Raw genomic sequence first — 11,986 nt, 5'->3', positions numbered from 1 at the left:
AGAGAGCGGGCAATCCTGCCCCGCTCTCGATCGCGTCACGTGTTATTCGGTTTCCAGATCGATATCGATGCCGAGGGAACGAATTTCCTTGATCAACACGTTGAAGGACTCGGGCATGCCCGGCTCCATACGGTGATCGCCATCCACGATGTTTTTGTACATCTTGGTACGGCCGTTCACATCGTCCGACTTCACTGTGAGCATTTCTTGCAGAGTGTAAGCAGCACCGTATGCTTCCAGTGCCCAGACCTCCATCTCCCCGAAACGCTGACCACCGAACTGCGCCTTACCACCCAGCGGCTGCTGGGTAACCAGGCTGTACGAACCGGTAGAACGCGCGTGCATCTTGTCGTCTACCAAGTGGTTCAGCTTCAGCATGTACATGTAGCCAACGGTAACTGGACGCTCGAACTTGTTGCCGGTACGGCCGTCAGTCAGCTGCATCTGGCCGCTTTCCGGCAGGTCTGCCAGTTTCAGCATGGCCTTGATTTCGCTTTCCTTGGCACCGTCGAACACTGGAGTGGCCATTGGAACACCGCCACGCAGGTTCTTCGCCAGATCCAGGATTTCCTGATCGGAGAAGCTGTCCAGATCTTCGTTACGACCGCCGATCTGGTTGTAGATCTCGTCCAGGAAGGTGCGCAGTTCAGCGACTTTACGCTGCTCTTCGACCATCCGGTTGATCTTCTCGCCCAGACCTTTGGCCGCGAGGCCCAGGTGGGTTTCAAGGATCTGACCAACGTTCATACGCGAAGGTACGCCCAATGGGTTGAGGACGACGTCGACCGGGGTGCCATTGGCATCGTGCGGCATGTCTTCAACCGGCATGATCACGGAGACCACACCCTTGTTACCGTGACGACCGGCCATCTTGTCGCCCGGCTGGATGCGACGACGGATTGCCAGGTAAACCTTGACGATTTTCAGCACGCCTGGAGCCAGGTCATCGCCCTGCTGCAGTTTGCGCTTCTTGTCTTCGAACTTGTCGTCCAGCAGACGGCGACGATCAACGATGTAGGCCTGAGCCTTCTCGAGCTGCTCGTTCAGAGCATCTTCAGCCATGCGCAGTTTGAACCACTGACCATGCTCAAGACCGTCGAGAACTTCGTCGGTGATGTCCTGACCTTTCTTCAGACCGGCGCCGCCTTCAGCCTTGTGGCCTACCAGAGCGGAGCGCAGACGTTCGAAGGTCGCGCCTTCAACGATACGGAACTCTTCGTTCAGATCCTTGCGAATCTCGTCCAGCTGGGACTTCTCGATCGACAGTGCACGAGCATCACGCTCAACGCCGTCGCGGGTGAAGACCTGAACGTCGATGACAGTACCTTTGGTACCGGTAGGTACACGCAGGGAAGTGTCTTTAACGTCGCTGGCTTTTTCACCGAAGATCGCACGCAGCAGTTTTTCTTCCGGAGTCAGTTGGGTCTCGCCTTTCGGAGTGACCTTACCGACCAGGATGTCGCCTGCGCCTACTTCAGCACCTACGTAAACGATACCGGCTTCGTCCAGCTTGTTCAGTGCAGCTTCACCCACGTTCGGGATGTCCGCAGTGATTTCCTCTGGGCCAAGCTTGGTGTCACGGGCCACACAGGTCAGTTCCTGAATGTGGATCGTGGTGAAACGGTCTTCCTGAACCACACGCTCGGACAGGCAGATGGAGTCTTCGAAGTTGAAGCCGTTCCATGCCATGAACGCGATGCGCATGTTCTGACCCAGTGCCAGTTCACCCATGTCGGTGGACGGGCCGTCGGCCATGATGTCGCTACGCTGAACGCGATCACCCTTGCTCACCAGCGGACGCTGGTTGATGCAGGTGTTCTGGTTCGAGCGGGTGTATTTGGTCAGGTTGTAGATGTCGACACCAGCTTCGCCAGTTTCAACTTCGTCATCGGCAACACGAACCACGATACGACTGGCATCAACGGAGTCGATCACGCCGCCACGACGAGCCACGACGCAAACGCCGGAGTCGCGAGCCACGTTACGCTCCATGCCGGTACCCACCAGCGGCTTGTCAGCGCGCAGGGTTGGTACAGCTTGACGCTGCATGTTCGAACCCATCAACGCACGGTTGGCGTCGTCGTGCTCGAGGAACGGAATCAGCGACGCTGCGACCGAAACTACCTGCTTCGGCGAAACGTCCATCAGGGTGACGTCTTCCGGCGCCTTGACGGTGAATTCGTTCAGGTGACGTACGGCTACCAGTTCGTCGATCAGGACTTTCTGGTCGTTCATGGTCGCCGAAGCCTGCGCGATCACATGATCGGCTTCTTCAATGGCGGACAGGAACACGATCTCGTCGGTGACCACGCCTTCTTTCACCACACGGTACGGGCTTTCCAGGAAGCCGTACTGGTTGGTGCGGGCATAAGCAGCCAGGGAGTTGATCAGACCGATGTTCGGACCTTCCGGCGTTTCAATCGGGCAGACACGACCGTAGTGAGTCGGGTGTACGTCACGGACTTCAAAGCCTGCGCGCTCACGAGTCAGGCCGCCAGGGCCGAGTGCAGAGACACGACGCTTGTGGGTGATCTCGGACAGCGGGTTGTTCTGGTCCATGAACTGCGAGAGCTGGCTGGAACCGAAGAACTCCTTCACCGCCGCAGCCACTGGCTTGGCGTTGATCAGGTCTTGCGGCATCAGGCCTTCGCTTTCAGCCATCGACAGACGCTCTTTGACCGCACGCTCAACACGTACCAGGCCAACGCGGAACTGGTTCTCGGCCATTTCGCCTACGCAGCGAACACGACGGTTACCCAGGTGGTCGATGTCATCGACGATGCCTTTACCGTTACGGATGTCGACCAGAGTCTTCAGGACCGCGACGATATCTTCCTTGCACAGCACGCCCGACCCTTCGATCTCGGTACGACCGATACGACGGTTGAACTTCATCCGGCCGACCGCAGACAGGTCATAGCGCTCAGGGCTGAAGAACAGGTTGTTGAACAGGGTCTCGGCAGCGTCTTTGGTTGGCGGCTCGCCTGGACGCATCATGCGATAGATCTCGACCAGCGCTTCCAATTGGTTGCTGGTGGAGTCGATCTTCAGCGTGTCGGAGATGAACGGACCGCAGTCGATGTCGTTGGTGTACAGAGTTTCGATGCGAACGACGCCGGCCTTGGCGATTTTCGCCAGGACTTCAGTCGACAGCTCGGTATTGCACTCTGCCAGGATTTCGCCGGTGGCCGGATGCACGATGACCTTGGCGGTAGTGCGACCCAGGACATAGTCCAGAGGCACGTCCAGCTCTTTGATCCCGGCCTTTTCCAGCTGGTTGATGTGGCGGGCAGTAATACGACGGCCCTGCTCGACAATCACCTTGCCTTTATCATCCTGGATATCGAGGACAGCCACTTCACCGCGCAGACGCTGAGGCACCAGCTCCAGGCTCAGGCCTTCGCCTTTAACGTGGAATACGTTGGTGGTGTAGAACGCGTCCAGCACTTCTTCGGTGGTGTAGCCGAGCGCGCGCAGCAGTACCGAGGCCGGCAGTTTGCGACGACGGTCGATACGCACGAATACGCAGTCTTTCGGGTCGAACTCGAAGTCCAGCCACGAACCGCGGTAAGGGATGATGCGCGCGGAGTACAGCAGTTTACCGGAGCTGTGCGTCTTGCCGCGGTCGTGGTCGAAGAACACGCCCGGGGAACGGTGCAGCTGGGAAACGATAACACGCTCGGTACCGTTGATTACGAAGGTACCGTTCTCAGTCATCAATGGGATTTCGCCCATGTAGACTTCTTGCTCTTTGATGTCCTTGATCGCTTTGTTCGACGATTCTTTGTCGAAAATGATCAGGCGCACTTTTACCCGCAAAGGTACGGCGAAAGTTACACCGCGCAATACGCATTCTTTGACATCAAATGCCGGTTCGCCCAGGCGATAACCGACGTACTCCAGCGCAGCATTGCCGGAGTAGCTGATGATCGGGAAAACGGATTTGAAGGCCGCATGCAGGCCCACGTCGCGGAACTGATCTTTAGTCGCTCCCGCTTGCAAGAATTCACGATACGAATCCAGCTGGATGGCCAGGAGGTACGGCACATCCATGACGTCCGGCAACTTGCTAAAGTCCTTGCGGATACGTTTTTTCTCAGTATATGAGTAAGCCATCAGCGTTCCCCAGCTTGGTCACCTGCTTGTTTGGCCCCTCCCGACGGGAGCAGCCAGAAAATCGTGCAAACCCCATGGTTTGCGCCACCGCATCGGGTGGTTACAGCGCCTTTATCAGCACCGACCCAGTCGGCTGCCAATAACGGAAAAAGGCCGGTGGCAAGAGCCACCAGCCATCAGCCTGTCGCTTGACGCTCGGGCTGGAGGAGCAAAGTCGATACTTATTTCAGCTCGACTTTAGCGCCTGCTTCTTCCAGCTTCTTCTTGGCGTCTTCAGCAGCTTCTTTCGAAACGCCTTCAGCTACAACCTGAGGAGCGCCGTCTACTTTCTCTTTGGCTTCTTTCAGGCCCAGACCGGTCAGTTCACGAACTGCCTTGATCACGTTAACCTTCTTCTCGCCAGCTTCCAGCAGAACAACGTTGAACTCGGTTTGCTCTTCAACAGCAGCAGCAGCTACAGCTGGGCCAGCCGAAGCGGCGGCAGCGGTAACACCGAAGGTTTCTTCCATCGCTTTGATCAGCTCAACGATTTCCACTACGGATTTCTGGCCGATTGCTTCGATGATTTGTTCGTTAGTCAGAGACATGACTCAATTCCTGAATTGGGGGACGGCCTACGCGACCATCGAAATAAACAAAAAACGCGAGAAGTTGACGAGCCTTAGGCTGCGGCAGCTTCTTTCTGGTCGCGAATTGCCGCCAGAGTACGAGCCAACTTGCTGGTAGCGCCTTGAATCACGCTCATCAGCTGAGAAATTGCTTCGTCACGGGTCGGCAGAGTTGCCAGTACGTCGATCTGATTAGCTGCGAGGAACTTGCCCTCGAACGCAGCTGCCTTGATCTCGAACTTGTCCTGACCCTTGGCAAACTCTTTGAAGATACGAGCAGCAGCGCCCGGATGTTCGTTCGAGAATGCAATCAGGGTCGGGCCGGTGAACACGTCGTTGAGGACACTGTATTCAGTGTCAGCAACTGCGCGCTTGAGCAGGGTGTTACGTACAACACGTACGTAAACGCCAGCTTCACGAGCCTCTTTACGGAGTCCGGTCATTGCGCCTACTGTTACGCCACGGGCATCAACCACGACAGCGGACAGAGCGACTTTGGCAGCCTCGTTGACTTCAGCGACGATGGCCTTCTTGTCTTCGAGATTAATTGCCACGGGTTTAACTCCTGCTTGTTACCGTTTCACTCGGTCGAAACCGAATGTCGTTTTGGTGTCTGATTCGGTAAGGAACCGGGAGCACCATCTGCGTAGGCTTGTGGTTTAAGGCTTGCGCCGCCTACGGTCTTGGATAGCCCCCGCCAGGCAGGGACCCCAATCTTTCAATTGGCGCGAATAATCGCACCAACCTTTGTCTTACGCGTCCAGCGAGCTCTGGTCGATAACCAGACCTGGGCCCATAGTGGTGCTCAGGGTAACGCGCTTGACGTAGATACCTTTCGAGGAAGCTGGTTTGATACGCTTCAGGTCAGCGATCAGGGCTTCAACGTTTTCCTTCAGCTTGACGGCATCGAAACCGATCTTGCCAACGGAGGTGTGGATGATGCCGTTTTTGTCGGTGCGATAACGAACCTGACCAGCCTTGGCGTTTTTAACCGCGGTAGCTACGTCTGGAGTTACGGTGCCGACTTTCGGGTTAGGCATCAGGCCACGTGGACCGAGGATCTGACCCAGTTGACCTACAACGCGCATGGCATCCGGGGATGCGATCACTACGTCATAGTTCAGGTCGCCGCCTTTCATTTCGGCAGCCAGGTCGTCCATACCTACACGGTCAGCGCCGGCAGCCAGAGCGGCCTCAGCAGCTGGACCCTGAGTGAAGACAGCAACGCGAACAGTCTTGCCAGTGCCGTGTGGCAGCACAGTAGCGCTACGAACAACCTGGTCGGATTTACGCGGGTCTACACCCAGGTTTACAGCAACGTCGAACGACTCGCTGAACTTGACAGTCGACAGCTCAGCCAGCAGAGCAGCAGCGTCTACAATGTTGTAGGCCTTGCCTGCTTCGATTTTGCCGGCGATAGCCTTTTGACGCTTGGTCAGCTTAGCCATTACACACCCTCCACGTTAAGGCCCATGCTACGAGCAGAACCGGCGATAGTACGCACGGCTGCATCCATATCAGCTGCAGTCAGATCCGCGTTTTTGGTTTTCGCGATTTCTTCCAGCTGAGCACGGGTAACAGTGCCAACCTTAACGGTGTTCGGACGAGCGGAACCGCTGGTCAGACCGGCCGCCTTCTTCAGCAGAACCGAAGCAGGGGTGGATTTGGTTTCGAAAGTGAAGCTACGGTCGCTGTAAACAGTGATGATCACTGGAGTCGGCAGACCTGCTTCAAGACCCTGAGTACGGGCGTTGAAAGCCTTGCAGAATTCCATGATGTTCACGCCGTGCTGACCCAGAGCAGGACCAACAGGTGGGCTTGGGTTAGCCTGAGCGGCCTTCACTTGCAGCTTGATGTAAGCGGTAATCTTCTTGGCCATGAGGCACTCCAATTACGGGTTCGAACGCCTCGAAAGGCTCCCCGGTTACTTGCGCGTTTATCCCAGTGACGACAAAACCCCACAGCCTAGGGCTGCGGGGTTGGGATGCTTGTTCAGTTAGACCTTTTCGACCTGACTGAACTCCAACTCTACCGGGGTAGAGCGACCGAAAATAAGCACTGCCACCTGGACACGGCTCTTTTCGTAGTTAACTTCTTCGACGGTGCCGTTAAAGTCAGCGAACGGACCGTCAGTAACACGAACCACTTCACCCGGCTCAAACAGAGTCTTCGGCTTCGGCTTATCACTACCATCGGCCACACGACGCAGAATGGCTTCCGCCTCTTTGTCGGTGATTGGCGCAGGCTTGTCGGCAGTACCGCCAATGAAGCCCATCACCCGAGGAGTGTCCTTGACCAAGTGCCAAGTACCCTCGTTCATATCCATCTGTACCAGCACATAGCCTGGGAAGAACTTGCGTTCGCTTTTGCGCTTCTGGCCATTACGCATTTCAACCACTTCTTCAGTGGGAACCAGAATTTCGCCGAAGCCATCTTCCATACCAGCCAGCTTAACGCGCTCAATCAGCGAGCGCATGACATGCTTCTCGTAACCCGAGTAAGCATGCACAACGTACCAACGCTTAGCCACGGGACACCCTTAGCCGACAATCAAGGAAACAAGCCAGCCGAGCAGGGAATCAACACCCCACAACAGCAACGCCATAACGATAACCACAGCAACAACGATCAACGTTGTCTGCGTGGTTTCCTGGCGAGTTGGCCATACGACTTTACGAATCTCGGTGCGCGCTTCCTTAACCAGTACAAAGAACGACTTGCCCTTTGCAGTCTGCAGGCCTACAAAGGCAGCTACAGCAGCAATGACGAGCAAAGCGAGTACACGGTACAGGATCGGCGAAGCAGCGTAATACTGATTGCCAACAACGCCAACAACCACCAAAGCAACTACTACAAGCCACTTGAGCAGATCGAAGCGAGAGCCTTGAGCTTCAGCCTTAGGAGTCATCTATGAAGATCCTGTGAAAAGAAAGCCAGACACACCGAGTGAATCTGGCAGGTCAGGAGGGAATCGAACCCCCAACCTACGGTTTTGGAGACCGTCGCTCTGCCAATTGAGCTACTGACCTAAAACAAAATCAGGCCGACCATTATGCCGGCCCGAAAAATACATTACAACCGCTTATTCGATGATTTTGGCTACGACGCCCGCGCCGACGGTACGACCGCCTTCACGGATAGCGAAACGCAGACCGTCTTCCATCGCGATGGTTTTGATCAGGGTAACAGTCATCTGAATGTTGTCACCTGGCATTACCATTTCAACGCCTTCTGGCAGTTCGCAGTTACCAGTCACGTCAGTAGTACGGAAGTAGAACTGTGGACGGTAGCCTTTGAAGAACGGAGTGTGACGGCCGCCTTCTTCCTTGCTCAGAACGTAAACTTCTGCGGTGAACTTGGTGTGCGGCTTAACCGAACCTGGCTTGACCAGAACCTGGCCACGCTCAACGTCGTCACGCTTGGTACCACGCAGCAGAACGCCGCAGTTCTCGCCAGCACGACCTTCGTCGAGCAGCTTGCGGAACATCTCAACACCAGTGCAGGTGGTGGTGGTGGTATCACGCAGACCAACGATTTCCAGAGCATCTTGAACGCGAACGATACCGCGCTCGATACGACCAGTCACAACAGTACCACGACCCGAGATCGAGAATACGTCCTCGATTGGCATCAGGAATGGCTTGTCGATCATACGAACTGGTTCTGGGATGTAGCTGTCCAGAGTTTCAACCAGCTTCTTGACGGCAGTGGTGCCCATCTCGTTGTCGTCTTTGCCTTCCAGCGCCATACGAGCCGAACCGATGATGATTGGAGTGTCATCGCCCGGGAAGTCGTAGGTGGACAGCAGGTCGCGAACTTCCATCTCAACCAGTTCCAGCAGCTCAGCGTCGTCTACCAGGTCAGCCTTGTTCAGGAAAACCACGATGTACGGAACGCCTACCTGACGGGACAGCAGGATGTGCTCACGGGTTTGTGGCATCGGACCATCAGCGGCCGAGCAAACCAGAATAGCGCCGTCCATTTGAGCAGCACCGGTGATCATGTTCTTCACATAGTCAGCGTGACCTGGGCAGTCAACGTGAGCGTAGTGACGGATCAGCGAGTTGTACTCAACGTGCGCGGTGTTGATGGTGATACCGCGAGCTTTTTCTTCTGGAGCGCTGTCGATCTTGTCGAATTCAACTACGGCCGAACCGAAAACTTCGGAGCAGACGCGAGTCAGAGCAGCGGTCAGAGTGGTTTTACCGTGGTCAACGTGACCAATGGTCCCTACGTTGACGTGGGGCAGGGAACGATCAAATTTTTCCTTAGCCATCGATAACACCCTCAACAGAAGAATTAGACGAACGATATCTACCATTAAAACAAAGGCAGATATTTTCATATCTGCCTTGTCATATGGAGCTCTTGAGCGGATTTGAACCGCTGACCTCACCCTTACCAAGGGTGTGCTCTACCAACTGAGCTACAAGAGCGTAACACTTTGCACAACCTGCAAACTTGGAGCGGGTAGCGGGAATCGAACCCGCATCATCAGCTTGGAAGGCTGAGGTTCTACCACTAAACTATACCCGCGGAGCTTGCAGCTCACGCTAAAAATGGTGGAGGGGGAAGGATTCGAACCTTCGAAGTCGTAGACGTCAGATTTACAGTCTGATCCCTTTGGCCGCTCGGGAACCCCTCCTAAGCGAGCCGGCATTCTATACTATGCCGACCTTCTGTCAAGCATTTTCTCATTAAAAACCTGAGGTTAGCTGCGTTGACGTCGCCCCGCTTTGACAACCTGTTTAGGTGTTCGCTGTGGAGCGGGCGCCATTCTATGCAAACTATTCCAGCGGTGCAACCCCCTCACACAGCATTATTTTATGTTTTAACTCATTGAATTCCTTGGAAAGGTTTTGCAACTGCACATCCCCCAATAAACGTTGGTTTTCGGGCGCAATACGCAACCAGTAACCAGGCTCGGGAAAATCCTTTTGCGAAACCTGAACCTTCACATTCATGGTAGCTAGACGCACCTGCAGCGCGGAAATGCTGCTTTCTTGAGTCAAACCACCCAAGAACAAACACTCCTGTCCGGCACGGCGCGCGCCCTGCCCCGCCCCAGAGTTACCAGCTGCCTCACTCAATAAGCGAATATCTTGCTGGGACCCACGGTACATGCTGAGCGGCGTGACATCCTTTGCACGCAAGGGCGCTTCCTGCTGATGCCAGACGTAATAGAACACATTGAGAACAACGAGCAGCAGGAACAACCAACGCATACAAACCTCAAGTTAAAGGACACGCCATCGCCAACCCTACAAATACCAGGTCGGGGACGATCCGAGCATCAGGCACGACGTCCGCCACCACACCAGCATCGCCACCGGTAATAAAGACAGTAAAGCGCTCCCCCCAATAGGATCGAGCCATTTCCATCTGGGTCAGGACGAAGCCTCTCAACATTAAAGAGCACCCACGCTCCACCGCCTCTACGGTACTGCGCCCCGGAACATGGCTCGTCAGCGCTTTTTCGGCAGCCAAGTCCCCATAACGGATTTTCCGGGTATGTGTACGTAATTGGTTACGCATCAAGGGCATCCCTGGGCAAATGAATCCCCCGAGGTGCTCACCTTCGGCATTAATAAAGTCGGCCGTCACAGCAGTGCCAAAATCCAGAATAAGACAGGCACCGGCAGCCAGATGAAAGCCACCGAGCATCGCCAACCAGCGATCCAGTCCCAAGCGTTCATAGTCGTCATAGCCATTCCTGACACCAGACATTTCACTGGCCGACTTGGCGCACACGACCAAGATGCCGAACGTCTGCTCGAGAATTCGGGTGAGCGCAGCAGTTTCTTCGCTGGTTCTTACGCTGACCAACCGACATTTACGCAACGACAGGCTGTCAAATGCGCACAAGCTATCCACCAGAGCTTGATCAGAGTCGACAACACCTTCCGCGAACAGACCGCCAGCAGCTGTATTCAATACACGCCACTTGATAAAGCTATTCCCACAGTCGAGCTCAAGAATCATCACGCAACCTCAGGCTGAGCTCACCACCATTAAAGACTTTTTCCACGCCATCCACCTTCAAACGCAGCGCACCCTGACTATCGATGCCGAGCACCACGCCCTCTATATGACTAACGCCCGCAATCAACGAAACCGGACGCCCCTGCCACATATGATATTTTTCCCACTCCTCCTGGAGCTCCGAAAAACCATCGAGCTGATGGCGCTGAATATAGCGACTCAACTGCTCGCTCAACTCAGCCGCCAAGATATTGCGATCACTGCTTTTGCCCGTTTCCAGTCGAATCGATGTCCATTGCTGGTCCACCTCATCAGCAATCTGCATGTTCACATTAATGCCTATGCCTAGCACTACATGGCAAAAATCTGCAGGATCCCCGACGAGCTCCAGGAGGATGCCCGCGACTTTTTTGTTTCCGACCAACACATCGTTAGGCCACTTCAATCCTGCGCCTGACACACCCAGCTTTCGCAGGGTATGCATAACCGCCAAACCAACAACCAGACTCAATCCCTCGAGCTGGCGCATGCCGCCCTCAATACGCAAGACCAGGCTGTAATAGAGATTTTCAGCAAAGGGACTTACCCACTTACGCCCCCTTCGTCCCCGACCGGAAATCTGTCTCTCTGCCAATACCAGGAACGGCGCTGTGCGACCTTGATTGATCGCACGCAACGCCTCTGCATTGGTGGAGTCAATGGAGTCAAAGACAGTCATGGGCCAAACCGGGGTCAAAGCACCTATGCTGAGAGGATCGAGCAATGTCAGGGGAGCCGCCAATTGATAGCCTCGGCCCCGGACCTTGTTAATGGATAACCCGAGCTCAGCCTCAAGATTCTGAAGCTGCTTCCATACAGCACTTCGACTGATGCCCAGGGCAGCCCCCAGAGCCTGACCAGAATGGAATCGACCATCCTTTAAAAGATTCAACAACGTCAGCATGCAGGTCTCGCCTCACAATGAGGCCCGAATAATAGCCATGAGCCGGGCGATTGCATAGAAATCAAGCAAACCACTTTCCTGCGGGCAAAACAAAACCCCAACTGCTTTCGCAATTGGGGTTTCGGAATTTAATCTTGACGATGACCTACTCTCACATGGGGAAACCCCACACTACCATCGGCGATGCATCGTTTCACTTCTGAGTTCGGGATGGGATCAGGTGGTTCCAACGCTCTATGGTCGTCAAGAAATTCGGGTACTGACTCGCGACCGGTTGGCCTCGCTTCAGTAAATCGGGTATGTGATACAGGTGTTTGTGAGCAGCGCGAACTTTCAG

Annotated in this window: 11 protein-coding genes, 4 tRNA genes and 1 rRNA gene; all 16 read right to left on the bottom strand. The window is 55.0% G+C overall.

What is annotated here, in order from left to right:
* Positions 1 to 42: 42 nt before the first annotated feature.
* On the bottom strand, positions 43 to 4,116 hold the full coding sequence (gene rpoB, locus PMI25_RS04655; protein WP_007962226.1) for a DNA-directed RNA polymerase subunit beta: 4,074 nt from the start codon (positions 4,114 to 4,116) through the stop codon (positions 43 to 45).
* 221 nt (positions 4,117 to 4,337) lie between these two features.
* Entirely contained in the window at positions 4,338 to 4,703 is a 366-nt protein-coding gene (gene rplL / locus PMI25_RS04650; protein ID WP_007962228.1) for a 50S ribosomal protein L7/L12, read from the bottom strand.
* Between the two features lie 74 nt (positions 4,704 to 4,777).
* Complete coding sequence (gene rplJ, locus PMI25_RS04645; protein ID WP_003228752.1) at positions 4,778 to 5,278, bottom strand: 50S ribosomal protein L10; 501 nt, start codon at positions 5,276 to 5,278, stop codon at positions 4,778 to 4,780.
* Between the two features lie 198 nt (positions 5,279 to 5,476).
* Positions 5,477 to 6,172, bottom strand: coding sequence for a 50S ribosomal protein L1 (gene rplA, locus PMI25_RS04640; RefSeq protein ID WP_003228754.1), 696 nt, complete (start codon positions 6,170 to 6,172; stop codon positions 5,477 to 5,479).
* Positions 6,172 to 6,603 (bottom strand): 50S ribosomal protein L11, encoded by a 432-nt coding sequence (gene rplK, locus PMI25_RS04635; protein ID WP_003228756.1) that lies wholly within the window; start codon positions 6,601 to 6,603, stop codon positions 6,172 to 6,174. The genes rplA and rplK overlap by 1 nt, the downstream gene beginning before the upstream one ends.
* Before the next feature lie 117 nt (positions 6,604 to 6,720).
* On the bottom strand, positions 6,721 to 7,254 hold the full coding sequence (nusG, locus tag PMI25_RS04630) for a transcription termination/antitermination protein NusG (protein WP_025113545.1): 534 nt from the start codon (positions 7,252 to 7,254) through the stop codon (positions 6,721 to 6,723).
* A 9-nt stretch (positions 7,255 to 7,263) separates the two neighbouring features.
* Positions 7,264 to 7,632 carry a preprotein translocase subunit SecE gene (gene secE, locus PMI25_RS04625; RefSeq protein ID WP_007962231.1) on the bottom strand — a complete coding sequence of 123 codons (369 nt, stop codon included), beginning with the start codon at positions 7,630 to 7,632 and terminating at the stop codon, positions 7,264 to 7,266.
* A 45-nt stretch (positions 7,633 to 7,677) separates the two neighbouring features.
* A tRNA-Trp gene (locus PMI25_RS04620) sits at positions 7,678 to 7,753 on the bottom strand.
* Between the two features lie 53 nt (positions 7,754 to 7,806).
* Positions 7,807 to 9,000, bottom strand: a complete 1,194-nt coding sequence (tuf, locus tag PMI25_RS04615; protein ID WP_024164425.1) for an elongation factor Tu — start codon at positions 8,998 to 9,000, stop codon at positions 7,807 to 7,809.
* An 84-nt stretch (positions 9,001 to 9,084) separates the two neighbouring features.
* Positions 9,085 to 9,160: transfer RNA gene (locus tag PMI25_RS04610), tRNA-Thr, on the bottom strand.
* Between the two features lie 26 nt (positions 9,161 to 9,186).
* A tRNA-Gly gene (locus PMI25_RS04605) sits at positions 9,187 to 9,260 on the bottom strand.
* Between the two features lie 24 nt (positions 9,261 to 9,284).
* Positions 9,285 to 9,369 (bottom strand) — tRNA-Tyr (locus PMI25_RS04600).
* 142 nt (positions 9,370 to 9,511) lie between these two features.
* Complete coding sequence (locus tag PMI25_RS04595; RefSeq protein WP_007962192.1) at positions 9,512 to 9,949, bottom strand: hypothetical protein; 438 nt, start codon at positions 9,947 to 9,949, stop codon at positions 9,512 to 9,514.
* 7 nt (positions 9,950 to 9,956) lie between these two features.
* Complete coding sequence (locus tag PMI25_RS04590; protein ID WP_007962193.1) at positions 9,957 to 10,706, bottom strand: pantothenate kinase; 750 nt, start codon at positions 10,704 to 10,706, stop codon at positions 9,957 to 9,959.
* Complete coding sequence (birA, locus tag PMI25_RS04585; protein WP_007962194.1) at positions 10,696 to 11,649, bottom strand: bifunctional biotin--[acetyl-CoA-carboxylase] ligase/biotin operon repressor BirA; 954 nt, start codon at positions 11,647 to 11,649, stop codon at positions 10,696 to 10,698. Before birA ends, PMI25_RS04590 begins: the two co-directional genes overlap by 11 nt.
* 132 nt (positions 11,650 to 11,781) lie before the next feature.
* A 5S ribosomal RNA gene (gene rrf / locus PMI25_RS04580) occupies positions 11,782 to 11,897 on the bottom strand.
* Positions 11,898 to 11,986 lie beyond the last annotated feature (89 nt).

The sequence above is a fragment of the Pseudomonas sp. GM30 genome (assembly GCF_000282275.2).
GTDB lineage: Bacteria > Pseudomonadota > Gammaproteobacteria > Pseudomonadales > Pseudomonadaceae > Aquipseudomonas.
The sequence above is the reverse complement of the archived record's forward strand: the minus strand, read 5'-3'. Positions and strand labels throughout refer to the sequence as shown.